The sequence below is a fragment of the Bacillus cereus group sp. BfR-BA-01310 genome, from assembly GCF_022664325.1.
GTDB classification, from domain to species: Bacteria; Bacillota; Bacilli; order Bacillales; family Bacillaceae_G; genus Bacillus_A; species Bacillus_A paramycoides.
This window is the reverse complement of the sequence record NZ_JAKUHD010000008.1, coordinates 114374-133919: the sequence shown is the minus strand read 5'-3', so window position 1 is coordinate 133919 and position 19546 is coordinate 114374. Positions and strand designations below refer to the sequence as shown.

The window sequence follows — 19546 nt, the reverse complement described above, 5'->3', positions numbered from 1 at the left end:
TGTATATGACAAATGCCTATCCGATGTTATCTCTTTTCTATATTCTAGGCTGGCAAATTGGGCAGTAATGCGTTCCTCTTCCACCAACCACTGTTTTTTCTAATATCGTGCCACAAGTTACACACGGTTCTCCTTTTTTCCCATATACATTTAGAAGCTCTTGGAACGAACCGATTTGACCTTGTGAATTAATATAAGTTCTAATTGTACTTCCCCCGCGTTTAACAGCTTCACCTAGTGTTGTGACAGTCGCCTCGTAAATTCTTTCGATTTCCTCTTCTGTTAAAGACGATGCTTCTCGTTCTGGATGGATGCGCGAACGGAATAAAACTTCATCTACATATATATTTCCAAGCCCTACTAAAAGACGCTGGTCTAATAATACAACTTTTATTTTACGATTTGTCTTTTGTAGTCTTTCCCTTAAGTACTGCGGTGTCAATTCAGCATCAAATGGTTCTGGCCCTAAATCTGCAAGAGGCATTTGAGCAAATTCTTCACCTTTCTTAAAGAGATGCATCGTACCAAACTTCCTCACATCTTTATAATGTAATTCAGTTCCATCTGTAAATAAGAAACGCACGTGTGTATGTTTATCGATTGGCTCATCCTCTTGATGAAGTAAAAACTTACCTTCCATACGCAAATGTGAAACAATTACATAGTTCGTTACATATAGAAGTAAAAACTTACCTCTTCGTTTTATATTTCCAATCGTCTCGCCTCTCAGCATTTCTTTAAAGATTTCTACATCGTCCGGTCGTTTCACTATTTTTGGATAAGTGACAATTACATCTTCAATTACTTTTCCCGTTACAAGATTTTCAAGTGTCCGTCTAACGTTTTCAACCTCTGGTAATTCAGGCATTTTATCCCTTCCTTATTTCGCGTCGTACCAAGTTGGGCCGTAAGAATAATCAACTTTTAATGGAACTGCCAATTCAATTGCATGCTCCATTACTTCCGGTACAAGCTTCTCTAATTTTTCCACTTCTTCTTTTGGTGCTTCAAAGATCAATTCATCGTGCACTTGCAGAAGAAGACGCGCTTCTAATCCTTCTTCTTCTAAGCGATCCGCCATAATAATCATAGCCTTTTTAATAATATCCGCCGCACTACCTTGAATCGGTGTATTCATTGCAGTACGCTCTGCAAAGCTACGCAAATTAAAATTACGACTCGTAATTTCTGGAATGTAACGACGACGATTTAATAACGTTGAAACATATCCTTTTTGCTTCGCGTCTTTTACAATGTCATCCATATATTCTTTCACACCTGGGAAACTTTCAAAATACTTCTCAATAAATTCTCCTGCCGCTTTTCGAGTAATCCCCAAGTTTTGTGAAAGTCCGTAATCACTAATACCGTACACAATACCAAAGTTTACAGCTTTTGCTTGTCGTCTCATATTAGATGTCACTTCATCTTTTCCAACGCCGAATACATCCATAGCTGTTTTCGTATGAATATCCATATCATGTTGGAACGCTTCAACTAACCCTTCATCTTTTGCAATGTGAGCAAGCACGCGCAATTCGATTTGCGAATAATCAGCCGCGTACATAATCCATCCTTCTTCTGAAGGAATAAATGCCTGACGAATCTTTCTTCCCTCTTCTAAGCGAATTGGGATATTTTGCAAGTTAGGTTCTGTTGAACTTAGTCGCCCCGTTTGCGTTAACACTTGGTTAAAGCGAGTATGAATTTTAGACGAATCGTCATGTACAACTTTTAATAACCCTTCAATATATGTTGAGTTTAGTTTCCCTAATTGACGATAGTGTAAAATTTTCGGAATGATTGCATGATGATCCATAAGCTTGTCTAGTACATCAGCTGACGTAGAATAACCTGTTTTCGTTTTTTTAATAACTGGTAAGTTTAAGGTCTCAAATAGAACGACGCCAAGCTGCTTCGGTGAATTAATATTAAATTCTGTCCCCGCTAGCTCATAAATTTCCTGTTCCATTTCCTTTAATCTACCTGCAAGCTCTTCTCCCATATTACGAAGACGCTCCGTATCAACTGTAACACCTTTCACTTCCATGTCAGCTAATACACGCGCAAGCGGTAATTCTAACTCTGTAAATAGTTCATATTGCTCATTCTTTTCTAACTCTTCTACGAATGTTTGCTTCACATCGTATAATACATGCACTTTACGAGCTACATGCTCAGCTACTACCTCTTGTTCTGGAACAGCACGCTTCGCACCTTTTCCGTAAACTTCTTCATCAGACTTTACCGCATGTGTTTCTTTCATTTTTGCTACAGCACGAAAATCTTTATCGGTATCAGCTGGGTCAAGTAAATAAGCGGCAATTAATAAATCAAAGTCAATCCCTTGAATATCTACACCATTCCACTTGAGAGCAACGATAGCACGCTTCGCATCAAATGTATGTTTCCTCATTTCTCCATTCGCAAGCCACTCTTTGAAAGCATCTGATTTAAGAGCGACGTCTGTCGGAATAAAGTAACAACCATTTTCATTTTGAATACCAAAACCTTGAATGTCCGCTTTATGATAGTTATCTTCTTGTACCTCTACAATAAGCGCACTATCTTGCTGAAGCATTTCTTCCGTAACTTCTTCCACAATATCAAATGTAATATCATCTAATTCAGCTGGCGCTGTTTCTTCTGGCGTAACACCTAACTTATTTAAAAGAGATGTAAATCCTAAATTCTCGAACATCGGAATAACATCGCTTGCTTCGTATCCTTTATATTCCATATCATCTACATGCACAGTAATTGGTGCATCCGTAATAATAGTCGCCAAATCTTTACTCATAAGAGCTTGTTCTTTATTTGCTTCTAACTTTTCTTTTAATTTCTTGCCACTTACTTGATCTAAGTTTTCATATACAGCTTCTACTGTTTCAAATTGTGTTAACAATTTAATTGCAGTTTTTTCACCAACACCTGGTACGCCAGGAATGTTATCTGATTGGTCTCCCATTAAACCTTTCATGTCAATAATTTGTTTTGGTGACAAGCTATATTTCTCAAATAAAGCTTCTTTCGTATATTCATCTACTTCCGTAATCCCTTTGCGAGGAATACATACGAGTGTATTATCTGAAACAAGTTGAAGTAAATCTTTATCTCCTGAAATAACTTTAACATGAAACCCTTGTTCACTTGCTTCTTTCGCTAACGTCCCCATAATGTCATCCGCTTCATAATTTTCTAACTCATAACGCGGAACATTAAATGCATCAAGTAGTTCACGAATAAACGGGAATTGCTCTGATAATTCAGGCGGAGTCTTTTGACGCCCTCCCTTATAATCACTATATGTTTTATGACGGAATGTTGTTTTTCCCGCATCAAACGCTACAAGCATATGCGTCGGTTTTTCTTCCTCTAATATTCTCATTAACATCATCGTAAAACCATAAATTGCGTTCGTATGTATACCCTTGTCGTTATTTAAAAGCGGTAGTGCAAAGAAAGCACGATACGCGATATTATTACCATCTACTAATACGACTTTTTTTTCCAAACTGCAAACCTCCCCATACAAATTTAAAACGATTTTTCCACAGAAAAAAACCGTTCCTTTCCTCTCTCTATATTAACATGACTAATAGAGAGAAGAAAAATAACGGTTTTTTCTATTATATATAAACAGACTTATATTGGCATAAAGGGAAGTGACGAGAATAGCGTAACTATTCTCGTCCAAAATTACTCCTTGGATGAAGGGGTTTTCATATATTATATTAACAGAACTTTATTAATATTTAATTAAGCAATTGTTAATATATTGTAAACATCCTTCGCCCTATTTTACAGTTGCCGATTTTGGTAAAACAACTGTAAATGTTGTTCCTTCCCCAACTTCACTATCCACTGTAATCGTACCTTGATGTGCTTCCACTAAATGTTTAACAATGGACAAGCCAAGACCTGTTCCACCTGTATTTCTACTTCTCGCTTTATCTACTCGATAAAAACGTTCAAAAATACGAGGGATTTCTTCTTTACTAATACCAATTCCAGTATCCGATACTTTTATATAAGCATTATATTTATCTTCTGCTAATTCAACAGAAACCACGCCTCCAGCTGGCGTATATACGATTGCATTATTAATTAAATTAATAAAGATTTGTTTTAAGCGGCTAGGATCTCCAATAACAGAAACTCGTTTCAATACATTCACTTGTAAAGAGATTTCTTTTTCTCCCGCTTTATTATCAAGCACCATGTGAATGTCCTCAAGAAGCCCCTTCATATCAACCGTACCCATATTCAACTTAAATCCTTGTTGCTCGATCTTTGACAAATCTAATAAATCCTCAATTAATCCTTGCATGCGTTCACTTTCTTTTAGAATAATATGTAAGAAATGTTCACAAAATCTTTTGTTATCCATCGCTCCATCCAAGAGCGTTTCTGAAAAACCTTTAATAGAGGTAATCGGTGTCTTCAATTCATGAGAAACATTCGCTAAAAAGTCTTTTCTCATTTGTTCTAATTTCTTTAGCTCAGTAATGTCATGGAATACGAGAACAATTCCCTTCCATTCATGGTTCGTCCCAATAATTGGCGCTCCATATACTTCGAAATGCTTTCGCTCAATGCCAAGCGGCAATAACATTTGTTTACGCACTTTCACTTCCGTCATAAAAATTTCTTCCACAAGTTCAATAATTTCCGTATGGTGAAACGATTCATAATATAAACGATTTAAATATTCTTCATCTGTTACGTGGAAAGTTTCCTTATAAGAACGGTTTACAAGGTTTATATATCCACGGCTATCAATTAAAATCATTCCGCTTCCCATATTTTCAATTAATGTGTGCAAACGATCTTGTTGCATTTCTTGTTCGAGTGTCATCTCTTGTAAATTACGAGCTAAAATATTAATCGCTTTACTCAGCATTCCAGTTTCATCTGAACGACTTTCATATGCACGCGCTTTATAATTCCCCTTCGCTAATTCAATCGCAACTTTCGTAACCGATTCAATCGGCCTAATATATTGCCCTGTAATTTTCATACCAAGGAATACAACTACGAGACAAGCGATGACAAATCCGATAATTAATAATCCCCACGTTTTTTGGTGAATGTCCCTCAAAGGTTCAATCGTACTTTTCACCAAAATATATCCTTGTTTCCCTGCTACATCCTGAACGAACACCGCATGATAAAATGCATTCTTTTGATCCGTTTCTTTCGTAATGACTTTATTTCTTTGGTTTGCTATTTCGGAAGAAAGTTCTTTAATCACCTCTTGACTAAATGCAGATTGTTGCCCACCGCTATATTGAACCTTCCTTTTTTCATCAACAAATAGAATAGAAGCTGGTATTTGTTCTTCTAACTTTTCAAATACATACGGCTTTTTTAAAACAGCATCAAACCCTTGCTCTTCTGCTAATAACGCAACATACTGCGTCTCTTTTACCATTCTCTCTTTAACATGATCTATATAGTAATTTTCAAATACAGTTTCTAATAACACACCTAGTCCAACTAGAATAAAAACAATGAGAGAAACAAATGTAAAAAGAAGCCTGGAGCGAAATTTATTCATCCCCTTTTGGCTCCTCTAATTTATAACCTAAACCACGTATCGTTTTAATGTACGTCGGTTTTTTCGTATTTTTTTCAATTTTATCGCGCAAATGGCTAATATGGACATCAACAATCCTTGTGTCACCGGCAAAATCATAATTCCATACAGCACTTAATAATTGATCACGAGTTAATACACGACTTTTATTTTTCGCAAGATAAACAAGCAGCTCAAATTCTTTCGGCGTTAACTCCAGCTTTCTCCCTTGGAAGTACGCTTCATAAAACTCAGGTAAAATTTTCAGTTCTGCAATCATGATGCTATCTTCATCTGACGCTTCTGAAACTTGTTCTTCCTGTTGTAATTTCGTACGACGCAAAATCGCCTTCACACGAGCAACAACTTCCCTTGGACTAAATGGCTTCGTCATATAATCATCAGCCCCAAGTTCAAGACCTAGCACCTTATCAAATTCATCATCTTTTGCTGTTAGCATTAGAATCGGCGTCATAACACGCTGCAATCGTAATTCTTTACACACTTCCATACCATCCATTTTCGGAAGCATTAAATCTAATATAATTAAATCTGGGCGTTCTGTAGTCGCTTTTTGAAGCGCCATTTCTCCATCCATCGCTGTTATAACTTCAAACCCAGCTTGTTGTAAATTAAATTCAATTAAAGTTAAGATAAACTCCTCATCATCAACTACTAAAATACGATTGTTCATTCTCTTCCTCCAAGTTATAGACTTGAAACCTTCTTCATCCTAGTATTTTCCCCGTTATTCTCATCATACTAGAAAACAGGTTCCCCCTCAATAAAATTGTCTATTCATGGATCCCGGTTATAATAAAATCGTTCCGAAAAATCGAAATAATTACAATTTCACTTTAGTGATCCAGTTGTTGTCCAAACCTTATAAATCATCCTATCTTTTTTATAACTCACTTCTGTACAAACTATAAAATCTTGATTTTGCGCTAGGAAAAACGAAAGAGCATATGCTATTTTATAATCTGGTGTTTCATATCCATCAAATACTCTCTCATACATTTCATTCGCGATCGAATCTGCCCATACTTCAGCTTCTCTCATCGTTTCAAAGATCGTGTCTTCACTTTTCCATCTCATTCCTCTAAAAACCACCCCTTCATTTGACTTCCATTATTTAATAATGCAATAATTAAATACAAAATTACTATATATAAATTTAAAATAAATGAGGTTTTATTATGCGACTCGTACTACCTATTTTATCTTTAGTGGTAACATGTATTCTTACTTTTAACATCTCAAACTGGGATACAATTAAAACTAACTGCTCAGATTTCGCCCAAGGATTCGTAGATGGATTCTTCAACTAAAAATAGCGCTAGCATCTCTTTAATACAGGGATGCTAGCGCTATTCATATTTTCATGTTTTAAAAATTATCTAATGCTTTTTCCATAATAGAGACAGATTTAAAAGGTGGTGTTACTGTTAATGAACCTTTTACAACTTTCTCTTCTTGTTCATCATAAGCTGATACAAGCATATCAATTGTATGTTCCTCCTCAGAAACAGCCACAACTTCAAAGTGGATTTGTAACGTTTCATAATGGTGAACAGGCTTCACGAACGTAAGGTCCTTCCTAATAATATGACTACCTGGACCTGGCAAATATTTCGTAACCGCCGTTGTAATCATCCCTGTTAGCATAATGCTTGGTACAATCGGCTTTTCATACGGAGTTTGGGATGCGTAATCATGCTGAATATATAATGGATTGGCATCATTCGTTAACCCTAAATACAATAACAAATCTTTATCCTCAATTTTTTCAGTGATAGATAGTTTCTCTCCTACTGTAATTTCATCCATTCTACGACCAATTTGAACTTTTTTCTTTAACATGTTACAACCCCCTCCGATTTTTTCACCTTATTATCCTACTAAAAGCGATACCTTATCCGAAAATTACTATGATGAGGGCAATGTATAGTATAAGTCTATGGTTTCATTATAGGATCCTACAAATGATAGCGTTTTCATATTATTTTAAAAAAACAATTCAGTAAATAGTAGAAAAAGATTCGGGGCCCCGAATCTTTTTCCGCCTATATTTAATTATTAAACAAGAACTTTCATAACGTTACGTACAGATTCTACAGAGCGATCTAACGCTTCTCTTTCATCTTCAAGAAGTTCTAATTCAATAATTTTTTCAATTCCGTTACCACCTAGAATTACTGGTACCCCTAAGTAAAGGTCACTATAACCATACTCACCTTCAAGGTACGCAATAGCTGGTAATACACGGCGTTGATCTTTCAAGATTGCTTCTGTCATTTCAACTAAAGATGCTGCTGGCGCATAATATGCACTACCGTTTCCTAATAAGCCTACAATCTCACCGCCACCTTTACGTGTACGTTCTACAATTGCTTCTAAACGCTCTTTCGGAATCAATGTTTCTAACGGTATACCACCTGCATATGAGTAGCGCACAAGAGGTACCATATCATCACCATGTCCCCCAAGAACAAATCCTGTAATATCTTTAACAGATAGATTTAATTCTTGCGCAATGAATGTACGGAAACGAGCTGTATCTAATACACCTGATTGACCAATAACACGCTCTTTCGGGAACCCAGCCTCTTTAAATACAGAATATGTCATTGCATCAACTGGATTTGTTAACACAACAATAATCGCATTTGGTGAATGTTTTGCAATGTCGCGCGTAATACTTTTCATAATTTTAGAGTTTGTTGCTACTAAGTCATCACGGCTCATACCAGGCTTACGCGCAATACCTGCTGTAATAACGACAACGTCAGAATCAGCAGTATCTTCGTAATCAGATGTACCAATAATGTTAGCATCAAAACCTTGTACTGGGCTCGCTTCTAACATATCTAACGCTTTCCCTTTTGTTGGATTTTCCAGCTGTGGAATGTCCACTAATACAACATCTGCAAGTTCTTTTTGTGCTAATAAGAATGCTGTTGTTGCTCCTGTAAATCCTGCACCGATGACTGAAACCTTTTTGCGTTTGATTGTCATAATTTACCCCCCGCTTTAATTATGCGTTTTTGATTATCGCTACATCCATGTTTTTAATAAGTTCATTAGCAAACTCAGAACATTTCACTTCTGTTGCACCTTCCATTAAGCGTGCGAAATCATATGTTACTACTTTTGATGCAATTGTTTTCTCAACTGAAGCAGTTACTAATTTCGCAGCTTCGTTCCATCCTAAGTGCTCTAATAATAATACACCAGAAAGAAGAACAGAAGATGGATTTACTTTATCTAAACCTGCATATTTCGGAGCTGTACCATGTGTAGCTTCAAAAATAGCATGTCCAGTAACATAGTTAATATTTGCACCAGGTGCAATACCAATGCCACCTACTTGTGCAGCAAGTGCATCAGAGATATAGTCTCCGTTTAAGTTCATTGTTGCAACAACATCGAACTCACGAGGACGAGTTAAAATTTGTTGTAAGAAGATATCTGCAATAGAATCTTTTACGATGATTTTTCCAGCAGATTCTGCTTCAGCCATCGCTTTATTCGCTACATCCTTACCATCTTTCTCAACAATACGGTCATATTCAGCCCAAGTAAATACTTTATCGCCAAATTCTTGTTCCGCTACTTCATAACCCCAGTTTTTGAAAGCACCTTCTGTAAATTTCATAATGTTTCCTTTATGAACTAATGTAACAGAAGAGCGTTTTTCGTTAATTGCATATTGAATTGCAGCACGAACAAGACGCTTTGTCCCTTCTTCTGAAATAGGCTTAATACCAATCCCTGAAGTTTCTGGGAAGCGAATTTTATTAACGCCCATTGCTTCTTTTAAGAAAGTAAGAACTTTTTCTGCTTCTGGAGATCCTTGTGCATATTCAATCCCAGCATAAATGTCTTCTGTATTTTCACGGAAAATAACCATATCAGTATCTTCCGGACGTTTTACAGGTGAAGGAACACCTTCAAAGTAACGAACTGGACGTAGACATACATATAAATCTAATTCTTGACGAAGAGCTACGTTTAGAGAACGAATACCACCACCAACCGGAGTTGTAAGTGGACCTTTAATCGCGATTAAATACTCACGAATTTCATTTAATGTCTCTTCTGGTAACCACTCGCCTGTTTGGTTGAATGCTTTTTCCCCTGCAAGCACTTCTTTCCAAACGATCTTCTTCTCACCATCATAAGCTTTTTCAACTGCTGCTTCTAGTACGCGAGATGCAGCTGCCCAAATATCAGGACCAATTCCATCTCCTTCGATAAATGGAATAATCGGATTGTTTGGTACATTCATAACACCATTAGTTACAGTAATTTTTTCACCTGTTGTCAATGTGATAACCCCCATGTTTGAAATTTCATATGTATGAAACTGAGGGATTAACCCCTCAGTTCAAACCGTTAGTCAAATTAAAATATTCTAATCATTACATCTTCCCAAAAAAGTCAGACTTTTGAAAGCGTATTTTCACTATCAAAATAGTGTTTTTCGCTTATCGTTGTGCTAGTGGAACATACACTTGGTGTGTCGGTCCATTATAATCAGCACGCGGACGGATTAAACGGTTATTTTCATATTGTTCTAGAATATGAGCTAACCAGCCTGACATACGGCTAATTGCAAAGATAGGTGTAAATAAATCATGGTCAATTCCTAAACAATGGTATACAGAAGCTGAATAGAAATCAACATTTGGTGGAAGACCTTTTTCTTTTGTTACAATGTCTTCAATTTTGATAGACATATTATACCATTTCTCTTCTCCTAAAAGCACGCATAATCTCTTAGACATTTCACGTAAATGTTTCGCGCGTGGATCACCATGCTCATACACACGATGGCCAAATCCCATAATTTTCACTTTATTTTGAAGAGCATTATGAATATATGATTCTACATTTTCTTCTTCGCCAATTTCAGTTAACATCTTCATTACATTTTCATTTGCCCCGCCGTGAAGAGGACCTTTTAACGCACCGATCGCTGCTGTAATACCAGAATATACATCCGACAGCGTAGCAACACAAACACGTGCAGTAAATGTAGAAGCGTTTAACTCATGATCTGCATGGAGTACAAGTGCTTTGTCAAAAGCCTCAATTTCAACTTCATTTGGCTCACGATTATTTAACATGTACAAGAAGTTTGCAGCTAATGATAAATCTTTTCTTGGCTCAACAACATCTAAACCTTTGCGAATTCTTGCATAAGCCGCAACTAAAGTCCCCACTTGCGCCTGTAATTTAACCGCTTTCAAATAATTGGATTTTTCATCCATTATTTCAGCGCTCTCATCATATAATGATAGCATGGAAATTGCAGTTCGTAAAACAGACATCGGGTGCGCAATATTTAAATCTACTTGTTTTAAATATGTTAAAATCTCACCTGGAACTTTATAGTATTGAGACACAGTTTCACTAAATTCCGCTAGTTCTTTTTCGTTAGGAAGCTTGCGGTGCCATAATAAGTACACTACTTCTTCAAATGTAGCATTCTCAGCTAAATCATCAATATTATACCCAACATAAGTTAATGTATCATCAATAATAGAGCTCACAGATGATGTTGTTGCTACTACCCCTTCTAAACCTCGAATAACAGTCATGACATTCTCTCCTTTTCCTGAAAATTCTCCCAATCTTGCTCCTTATATCTATTTGCTCCCCTTATAAATTATGAACGCTCGTTCACTCTTTAGGCAAGCAAAATGCACGATCATGCAAATTTATTGCGATGTTCCCCTCTTATTGTCCATTGCTTACATGGAAAGCATGAGCGTGAATGTCTCCCCGAATCCTCACGCTCAGAACAACAAGTTAGTGAGGAAAATTAATTCCGAAGAGTTTTATGATAAAAACAACATAAAACAATATCATTATAAAATTGTTTTATGTTGTTTTTATTTTATCTGGTGTAAAGTCTTTGCTGTTATGTAACTTTTCAAAGTTTCTAATCCTATTATAAACAATTATCTGACTTTTGTGAACAGAAAGAATTCAAAAATTTTATATTACTATAAAATTCCTCATTTAAACATTTGCATAATACTCATAACTGCATAGGCAATTCCAGCCCCAATTAATGGACCTACAGCGACCCCATTAAATAAAGCGACAGCTATAATTGTCCCAAAAACAAGTGCAGTTGTAATATGAGGGTCAGTCGTTAATAATTGCACTCCACCTTTCGCCAACAAAGCAACTGCTATCCCTGAAGCTAAGGCAATCCATGCATAATATGATTTCGCCGCTTCTCCAAGTTGTTTAAAGCCTATCTCACCCGTCGCAATTGGTACAAGCACCGCAATTGTAATAACCGTCACACCGAGGTTAATTCCTTTCGTTTGTAAATAAGGAAAAACTTTTTCTCCTAAAAACGTCCACTTCAATAAAAACAACACACCAACAGCTACAGTAAGCGATTGGTTTTTAGCAATTAGTCCTATAATAAGTAGTATGAATAAAAATAACGTTGACTGACTAATCATGATTGCACTTCCTTTCTGAAAATAATGAACTTGTTTCCAAACAAAAATACCTTTAAACCTATCGTTATACATGCTATATCGATGCGCATTTATCAATTATAATAAAGCAACAAATTAATTTTTATATGCGTTTCAAAATTACAAACAAGACTTTAACCAGAAAAAAACTAAAGCATGTATACACCGGCTGTCTCTCCTTTCTTTTCTAATAAGAAACAGGTAAAATAAAAAGGAGAGAAAATGAAGTTTTTACCATATCACCAGCAAGCTTTTACAGTCATTATTCCACTGCAAAAGCAGGCTAAATCCATCATTCCACTATAACATAAAGTGAAACTTTGATCAGTGAATCTCACTAGTTATAAGTTGAACGAATTAGGATAATCCAAATTGGAATGGGAGGTATACATCTTTGAACCGAAACTTGCTATATACGATATTACGACTCATATTTGTCATTGTAGCAACGGTAGTTGGGTTCTATGCCTTACTTTACATGTCAGGCCTTATTTACCCTTTTATTATCGCTTTTGCATTCGCTTATTTGATTAATCCTGTCGTCAATTTCCTTAATCAAAAACTACAATTTCCTCGTGCTTTATCGGTACTCGTTAGCTTAATTCTCGTGTTCGGGGCTATCGTCGGACTTGTTACATACCTTGTAACTGAAGCAATATCTGCCACAACATACTTACTACAAATTGTTACAGTGAAGTTTCCAGATATCGTTGCATTCGCCCAAGAATTTGCACTTAATCATATTATGCCTCTCTATGATGATTTAATCTCTAAATTTAATCATCTCGGAGAACCACAGCGATACACTATTACACAAAATATTCAAAACTTAGGTACCGAAGCAACGACACAAATGAAAGAACTTTTAACCGCCATCATAAGCGGATTAACAAATTTCATTAGTGCATTACCAACAACTTTAACTGTCCTTGTATTCGTCTTATTAGCCACTTTCTTCATTAGTTACGATTGGCATCGTCTTGCTCATAAAGCACGAAAACTCCTACCCAATCGTGTACATGGATACGGAAAAACTATTTTTGTCGATTTAAGAAAAGCTTTGTTCGGTTTTGTTAAAGCGCAACTTACACTCGTATCTATGACAACTATCATTGTACTAATCGGCCTTTTAATATTACGCGTGCCATACGCAATTACTATCGCGATTATTACAGGAGTTGTGGATTTACTCCCGTATTTAGGAACAGGAGCTGTCTTCGTTCCTTGGGTTATATACGTATTTTTCACAGGCGACACTGCATTTGCCATCGGTCTTCTCATCCTATACATCGTCGTGATTGTCCAAAGACAAATCATGGAGCCGAAAGTACTTTCGTCTAATATTGGACTTGATCCATTAGCGACACTCATCGCTCTATTTGTCGGCTTTAAGCTCTTTGGTTTTTTAGGATTAATCATCGGTCCAGTCACATTAGTACTACTTAATACATTACACAAAGCTCATGTATTCCATGACTTATGGAAATTCATCAAAGGCTCACCATCAAAATAATATTTTCTAATTCATACACAATAAAAAAATTAACTGTAATCAGTGGGAATTTCCCACTGATTATTCACTGTACTTTTTTGTACTAACTACATCCGAAAGAGAATTTCCTAAAAAAGGATAATTCTCTTGTTTTTTGCATAAAAAGCGCATGTTTTAGGTTGAAATTACATTTTTATTCTATTTACCCTATAATTATTACTTACATTTATTACTTTTTATGTAAATGAATAAATATACAAAACGAGGTAGGGGACCCTTTTAATCAGTAGTTTTCCTCCCCTCACCTATCTTCTTTACACTAATCAAACCTCGACAGAGGAAAGAACATTCCCTAAAGTAAACATTTAATTTACAAGAACAACTCTCTATCCCTATTGATTATCAGCTGACAACAATCTAACTTTCACAAAAAACTCATATTCCAACTGAAGTCTAAGCAGCCATAATTAACAAACAAAAAAAATAAAGCGTGGATCATTATGATCCACGCTTTATTTTTGAACAATAATAGTAGTTCTCTTTCTAAATTTCCAATCAATCCACTTCATAACAAGCGGTTTTAATAAAGTCCTCGTCGCAGGAACAACAAAGATAAAACCAAGTATATCCGTTACGTATCCCGGTAACACCAAAAGAATACCTCCTACGAATATAAAAATACCATCTAGAACCGCATCACCCGGCATTTCTCCTCTATTTAACCTAAATTGAATCTCTCTAAGCACTTTAAACCCTTGTCGTTTCGCCAAATACACACCTACAATACCCGTAAATACAATCATAGCGAACGTAGACCATAAACCTATTACATGACTCGACACAATTAATACCGTAATCTCAATCGCCGGTATTAAAATAAGCAAGCATAGTAACCACTTCATAACTCCACACTCCTTCATATTTCATTCAAAAGGCTCAAATATCGCCTCTCCCTCATCACATCTATCATGGCTTTATAAGCCTCTCACAACGCTCATATAAGCTCTACAAAAGATAAATAACCTTCGGCCATTAAACATTATAACAAACGTTTTCCAAAGCGATTTCAGGTATTTAAAGCTATCTCTACCCTTTTTTGTGTAAAAAAAAGAGAAGGACTCCGCTCCTTCTCTCCGTATTACTTCTTATAGCACTTCCGCATGTCCATTATAAACAATTCCGCGTGCTGCATCAACTGTTACTTCTTGGCCATTTTTTAAAGTTGTTGTTACGCCGTTTACACCAACGATAACAGGAATACCGATTGATACACCTACAACAGCTGCATGGCTTGTTAAGCCACCTTCTTCAACTACTAGAGCAGCAGCTTTTTCAATTGCAGGAATCATATCTTTATCAGTGCTTGTAGTAACAAGGATATCACCTTTGTTTACGTTCGCTACAGCTTCAGCAGCTGTTTTCGCTACAACTACTTTACCTTTTGCAGCTTTACGACCGATACCTTGCCCTTTAGCAACTTCTTCACCAACAACGTGGATTTTCATTAAGTTTGTTGTACCAGTTTCAGCAACTGGAACACCAGCAGTGATTACTACAGTATCTCCAAGTCCAATTAGACCTGCATCCATACCTGTTTGAATTGCAGTATCTAACATTTCGTCAGTAGAAGCTGCACGTTTTCCAGCCATAAACGCTTGAACACCCCAAACAAGTGCAAGACGACGTCCTACTTGCTCGTCAGATGTTACAGCTACGATTGGAGATTTCGGACGGTATTTAGAGATCATTTTCGCAGTATATCCACTTTCTGTTGGAGCTACGATTGCAGCTACATCAAGAGCAAGTGCTGTGTGCGCAACAGATTGACTAATTGCATCTGTAATTGTTGGAGTGAACTCTTTAATACGTTTTTTGAACATATCTTCATATTGTAATGATTTTTCAACACGTACTGCAATGTTAGCCATCATTGTTACAGCTTCTACAGGATATTGACCCGCAGCAGTTTCACCTGAAAGCATGATTGCATCTGTACCATCGAAGATTGCGTTTGCTACGTCACTTGCTTCCGCACGAGTTGGACGTGGGTTACGTTGCATAGAATCTAACATTTGCGTTGCAGTAATAACTGGTTTGCCTAATACGTTACATTTTTTGATTAGACGTTTTTGCACTAATGGTACTTCTTCTGGTGGAATTTCTACACCCATATCACCACGAGCTACCATTAAACCGTCAGAAACTTCTAAGATTGAATCGATATTGTCGATACCTTCTTGGTTTTCGATTTTTGGTACGATTTGGATATACTGAGCGTTATGCTCTTCTAATAATTCACGGATTTCTAATACGTCAGATGCTTTACGTACGAAAGATGCTGCGATGAAATCAACTTTTTGTTCGATACCGAAAACGATATCTTTAACGTCTTTTTCAGTGATACCAGGAAGCTTAATGCTTACGTTTGGTACGTTAACACCTTTTTTATTTTTTACAGTTCCGCTGTTTAATACTTTTGTACGGATGTTTCCGTCAGCTTTCTCGATTACTTCTAGTTCGATAAGACCGTCATCGATTAGAATGCGAGAACCTGGGTCTACATCATCATAAAGACCAGCATAAGATACAGAGAACTTCTCTGCAGTTCCTAATACTTGTTCAGTAGAAAGAATTACTTCTGCACCTGTTACAAGCTCAGCTTGTCCGTCTACGAAGTCATGTGTACGGATTTCTGGGCCTTTTGTATCAAGTAAAATACCAACTGTTTTACCAGTTTTCTTTGAAGCTTCACGAATGTTTTTAATACGAGCTCCATGCTCTTCATGGCTACCGTGAGAGAAGTTTAAACGAGCAACGTTCATACCCGCTTCGATTAATTGCTCTAATTTCTCAATACTTTCACTAGCAGGACCTATAGTACATACAATTTTAGTTTTACGCATATTGCACCTCCGAAAATTATGAAACCGTTCCCAAATATCTGACATTAAGTCAATTAGATGGATAATTCTTTAGATAATTGATACATTTCTTTATCGATTGTATGCTTTTGAGCTAACGCTTCGATAATGTCATGATCAACAAGTTTATTGTTTTGAATACCAACACAACGTCCGCCATTACCAGCAATTAATAATTCAACTGCTCTTGCACCAAGACGACTTGCTAATACACGGTCTTGTGCACTTGGTGATCCACCACGTTGTACGTGACCTAATACAGTTACACGAGTATCAAAGTTTGTTGCTTCTTCAATGTGCTTACCGATGTCAATTGCACTTCCAACACCTTCAGCTACAACGATAATACTGTGCTTTTTACCACGTTCACTACCGCGTTTCAGACGAGCGATAACATCATCCATGTCATACTTTTCTTCTGGGATTAAGATAGTTTCTGCACCATCAGCTAAACCAGCCCATAATGCGATATCTCCAGCGTGACGTCCCATTACTTCAATAACATATGTACGTTCATGAGATGTAGCTGTATCACGGATTTTATCAATTGCATCAATAACAGTATTTAAAGCTGTATCGAAACCAATTGTGAAGTCTGTTCCAGGGATATCATTGTCGATTGTACCTGGTACACCTACACATGGGAATCCTTGCTCAGTTAATTTTTTTGCGCCTTGGTAAGAACCATCTCCACCAATAACAACAAGTCCTTCAATACCATGTTTCTTTAATTGCTCGATTCCTTTAAGTCGTACTTCTGGGTCTTTAAACTCAGGACATCTTGCTGTATATAATTTTGTACCACCACGGTGGATAATATCGCCAACAGAACCAAGTTCTAATTTTTCAATATGACCAGAAATTAAACCAGCGTATCCATGGTAAATACCATATACTTCAATATCATGGAAAATCGCTTTACGAACAACTGCACGAATGGCAGCATTCATACCAGGTGAATCTCCACCACTTGTTAATACACCAATACGTTTCATTTGTACTCACCTCATAAAGATTATTTGCCTTATAATAAAATAACACGAAAAAATATAAAAACACAATGGAGAAGATGTGTCTTTTCATAATAAAAACGTGCATTCGCGAAGAGGAACGCACGCTTTTCTTATTTTATCCAAATGGAAGCGTTTGAAAACGAAACTTGCCCAATTTTCATATATTTTTCATAACGTTTTTCGATTAATTCATCTTTCGAAATTCCGCTTAATTGTTCAAAAGTTTTTCTAAGCATTAAATCTATATTTTCTGATTGTTTCAAAACATTACGATGCGCCCCGCCTCGCGCCTCTGGAATAATTTCGTCAATTACACCTAATTCTTTCAAATCTAATGCTGTAATTCTCATCGCTTCTGCAGCCTCTTTCGCTTTTCCAGCGTCTTTCCAAAGAATTGCTGCCGCACCCTCTGGTGTAATAACAGAATAAGTGGAATTTTCTAGCATATGAATGTAATCTCCTACTCCAAGACCTAGCGCACCACCACTACCACCTTCACCGATAACAATACAAATAACAGGTACAGTTAAACCGGCCATTTCAAATAAATTACGGGCAATAGCTTCACTTTGACCACGCTCTTCAGCTGCTTTACCAGGATAAGCTCCCTTCGTATCAATGAAACAAATAATTGGACGATTGAACTTTTCCGCTTGTTTCATTAAACGCAGTGCCTTTCGATATCCTTCTGGATGAGGCATCCCAAAATTACGACGAATATTTTCTTTCGTATCTTTTCCGCGTTGATGCCCAATTACAGTTACAGGCATTCCCTTATATTTCGCAATGCCGCCGACAATCGCTGCATCATCGCCAAATAGGCGATCTCCATGACATTCAAAAAAATCAGTAAATAAGTGCTCAATATAATCAAGCGTTGTCGGTCGTTCTGCATGACGAGCAATTTGAACACGGTCCCATACTTTCATATTGCCGTATATATCTTCCTCTAAATGTTCTAGCTTGTCTTCCAAAATACGAATCTCCTCACTGAAGTCCATCTGGCTGTTTTTCGTATAGTCTTTCAGTTCGCGAATCTTATTTCTTAGCTCAACAACTGGTTTCTCAAATTCTAGCTCTGCCATACAGCCATTTCCCCTCCTTGATGAACTTCTAAAATCTTACGGAGTGATTCTCTCATATCATCACGATGCACCACCGCATCTAATTGACCGTGCTCTAGTAAAAACTCTGCCGTTTGGAAATCTTCCGGCAGTTTCTCACGCACTGTTTGTTCAATTACACGTCTACCAGCAAATCCGATAAGTGCACCTGGTTCTGCAAGATTATAATCACCAAGTGAAGCGAAACTCGCTGAAACCCCGCCTGTCGTCGGGTGAGTCATAACAGAAATAAATAACCCTCCTGCATTACTATGCTTTTTCAAAGCTACGCTTGTTTTCGCCATTTGCATTAAACTTAATATCCCTTCTTGCATACGGGCACCACCCGACGCAGTAAAGATAATAAATGGAACTTGTAAGTCGTATGCCTTTTCAACTGCACGGGCAATTTTTTCTCCTACAACAGAGCCCATGCTGCCCATTCGAAAACGAGAATCCATTACTGCAACAACAACAAGCATGTCATCAATTGTTCCTTCACCAGTTACAACCGCTTCATTCAATTCAGTCTTCTTACGATCGTTTTCTAGTTTCTCTTCATATCCTGGAAACTCAAGTGGATTTAATGAAACCATCTCTTTGTCATACTCACGAAATGAACCTTCGTCCAATATACTGTCAAGACGTTCCCATGCATTCATTGGATGATGATATCCACAATTTACGCATACTTTTAAATTCTTAAGAAGCTCTTTCGTATACATGATTTTTTTACATTTCGGACATTTTGTCATAACGCCATCTGGTACATCTTTTCGTACTTGTTCTGAAGGTATTGCAGCGTACTTTTTCTTTTTCACGAATAAATCTCTTAGCACAATTTGACCCCCTTCGTTGAGAGCTAAGGTTAGCGTAAGAAGAAAATGGGGCTAACACCAAAGTTTGATGTTAGCCTTATCTTCTCAATCTGTC

Annotated in this window: 16 protein-coding genes; 1 reads left to right on the top strand and 15 read right to left on the bottom strand. The window is 36.9% G+C overall.

Going from position 1 to position 19546, the window contains the following annotated elements; all coding sequences use genetic code 11:
• Positions 1 to 37: 37 nt before the first annotated feature.
• From mutM to MR109_RS17500, 10 genes are all read right to left on the bottom strand, one after another.
• Complete coding sequence (gene mutM, locus MR109_RS17545; RefSeq protein WP_025147563.1) at positions 38 to 868, bottom strand: DNA-formamidopyrimidine glycosylase; 831 nt, start codon at positions 866 to 868, stop codon at positions 38 to 40.
• Between the two features lie 12 nt (positions 869 to 880).
• Complete coding sequence (gene polA / locus MR109_RS17540; protein ID WP_242273301.1) at positions 881 to 3514, bottom strand: DNA polymerase I; 2634 nt, start codon at positions 3512 to 3514, stop codon at positions 881 to 883.
• Between the two features lie 282 nt (positions 3515 to 3796).
• Positions 3797 to 5560, bottom strand: a complete 1764-nt coding sequence (phoR, locus tag MR109_RS17535; RefSeq protein ID WP_242273299.1) for a sensory box histidine kinase PhoR — start codon at positions 5558 to 5560, stop codon at positions 3797 to 3799.
• A complete protein-coding gene (gene phoP, locus MR109_RS17530; protein ID WP_242273296.1) occupies positions 5553 to 6272 on the bottom strand; it encodes a two-component system response regulator PhoP in 720 nt (239 codons plus the stop codon). Before phoP ends, phoR begins: the two co-directional genes overlap by 8 nt.
• 158 nt (positions 6273 to 6430) lie before the next feature.
• A complete protein-coding gene (locus MR109_RS17525; RefSeq protein ID WP_242273294.1) occupies positions 6431 to 6676 on the bottom strand; it encodes a hypothetical protein in 246 nt (81 codons plus the stop codon).
• A gap of 291 nt (positions 6677 to 6967) precedes the next feature.
• Entirely contained in the window at positions 6968 to 7441 is a 474-nt protein-coding gene (locus MR109_RS17520) for a MaoC/PaaZ C-terminal domain-containing protein (protein ID WP_002173714.1), read from the bottom strand.
• A 216-nt stretch (positions 7442 to 7657) separates the two neighbouring features.
• Positions 7658 to 8596, bottom strand: coding sequence for a malate dehydrogenase (gene mdh, locus MR109_RS17515; RefSeq protein WP_242273293.1), 939 nt, complete (start codon positions 8594 to 8596; stop codon positions 7658 to 7660).
• A 19-nt stretch (positions 8597 to 8615) separates the two neighbouring features.
• Positions 8616 to 9908 (bottom strand): NADP-dependent isocitrate dehydrogenase, encoded by a 1293-nt coding sequence (gene icd, locus MR109_RS17510; RefSeq protein WP_242273291.1) that lies wholly within the window; start codon positions 9906 to 9908, stop codon positions 8616 to 8618.
• Positions 9909 to 10068: 160 nt separating this feature from the next.
• Positions 10069 to 11217 (bottom strand): citrate synthase, encoded by a 1149-nt coding sequence (gene citZ, locus MR109_RS17505; RefSeq protein ID WP_116500351.1) that lies wholly within the window; start codon positions 11215 to 11217, stop codon positions 10069 to 10071.
• Positions 11218 to 11604: 387 nt separating this feature from the next.
• Entirely contained in the window at positions 11605 to 12066 is a 462-nt protein-coding gene (locus MR109_RS17500; protein WP_071718469.1) for a DUF441 domain-containing protein, read from the bottom strand.
• Between the two features lie 412 nt (positions 12067 to 12478).
• On the opposite strand from MR109_RS17500, the gene ytvI reads away from it, so the two are divergent.
• Positions 12479 to 13597, top strand: a complete 1119-nt coding sequence (ytvI, locus tag MR109_RS17495) for a sporulation integral membrane protein YtvI (protein ID WP_098306390.1) — start codon at positions 12479 to 12481, stop codon at positions 13595 to 13597.
• 491 nt (positions 13598 to 14088) lie between these two features.
• Here the strand turns inward: ytvI and MR109_RS17490 are convergent, their stop codons facing one another.
• The 5 genes from MR109_RS17490 to accD form a co-directional block, all read right to left on the bottom strand.
• A complete protein-coding gene (locus tag MR109_RS17490) occupies positions 14089 to 14478 on the bottom strand; it encodes an FxsA family protein (RefSeq protein WP_242273288.1) in 390 nt (129 codons plus the stop codon).
• 243 nt (positions 14479 to 14721) lie between these two features.
• Positions 14722 to 16479, bottom strand: a complete 1758-nt coding sequence (gene pyk, locus MR109_RS17485; protein WP_048372220.1) for a pyruvate kinase — start codon at positions 16477 to 16479, stop codon at positions 14722 to 14724.
• Between the two features lie 53 nt (positions 16480 to 16532).
• Complete coding sequence (pfkA, locus tag MR109_RS17480; RefSeq protein WP_242273286.1) at positions 16533 to 17492, bottom strand: 6-phosphofructokinase; 960 nt, start codon at positions 17490 to 17492, stop codon at positions 16533 to 16535.
• 128 nt (positions 17493 to 17620) lie between these two features.
• Complete coding sequence (gene accA, locus MR109_RS17475; protein ID WP_048372219.1) at positions 17621 to 18595, bottom strand: acetyl-CoA carboxylase carboxyl transferase subunit alpha; 975 nt, start codon at positions 18593 to 18595, stop codon at positions 17621 to 17623.
• Entirely contained in the window at positions 18583 to 19452 is an 870-nt protein-coding gene (gene accD / locus MR109_RS17470) for an acetyl-CoA carboxylase, carboxyltransferase subunit beta (RefSeq protein WP_002173724.1), read from the bottom strand. The genes accA and accD overlap by 13 nt, the downstream gene beginning before the upstream one ends.
• Between the last annotated feature and the right edge of the window lie 94 nt (positions 19453 to 19546).

Coding starts and splice junctions, on each gene's coding strand:
- pfkA (WP_242273286.1), bottom strand. CDS start 17,492: ATGAAACGTATTGGTGTATTAACAAGTGGTGGAGATTCACCTGGTATG.
- mdh (WP_242273293.1), bottom strand. CDS start 8,596: ATGACAATCAAACGCAAAAAGGTTTCAGTCATCGGTGCAGGATTTACA.
- MR109_RS17525 (WP_242273294.1), bottom strand. CDS start 6,676: ATGAGATGGAAAAGTGAAGACACGATCTTTGAAACGATGAGAGAAGCT.
- MR109_RS17520 (WP_002173714.1), bottom strand. CDS start 7,441: ATGTTAAAGAAAAAAGTTCAAATTGGTCGTAGAATGGATGAAATTACA.
- MR109_RS17500 (WP_071718469.1), bottom strand. CDS start 12,066: ATGATTAGTCAGTCAACGTTATTTTTATTCATACTACTTATTATAGGA.
- mutM (WP_025147563.1), bottom strand. CDS start 868: ATGCCTGAATTACCAGAGGTTGAAAACGTTAGACGGACACTTGAAAAT.
- phoP (WP_242273296.1), bottom strand. CDS start 6,272: ATGAACAATCGTATTTTAGTAGTTGATGATGAGGAGTTTATCTTAACT.
- pyk (WP_048372220.1), bottom strand. CDS start 16,479: ATGCGTAAAACTAAAATTGTATGTACTATAGGTCCTGCTAGTGAAAGT.
- MR109_RS17490 (WP_242273288.1), bottom strand. CDS start 14,478: ATGAAGTGGTTACTATGCTTGCTTATTTTAATACCGGCGATTGAGATT.
- accA (WP_048372219.1), bottom strand. CDS start 18,595: ATGGCAGAGCTAGAATTTGAGAAACCAGTTGTTGAGCTAAGAAATAAG.
- phoR (WP_242273299.1), bottom strand. CDS start 5,560: ATGAATAAATTTCGCTCCAGGCTTCTTTTTACATTTGTTTCTCTCATT.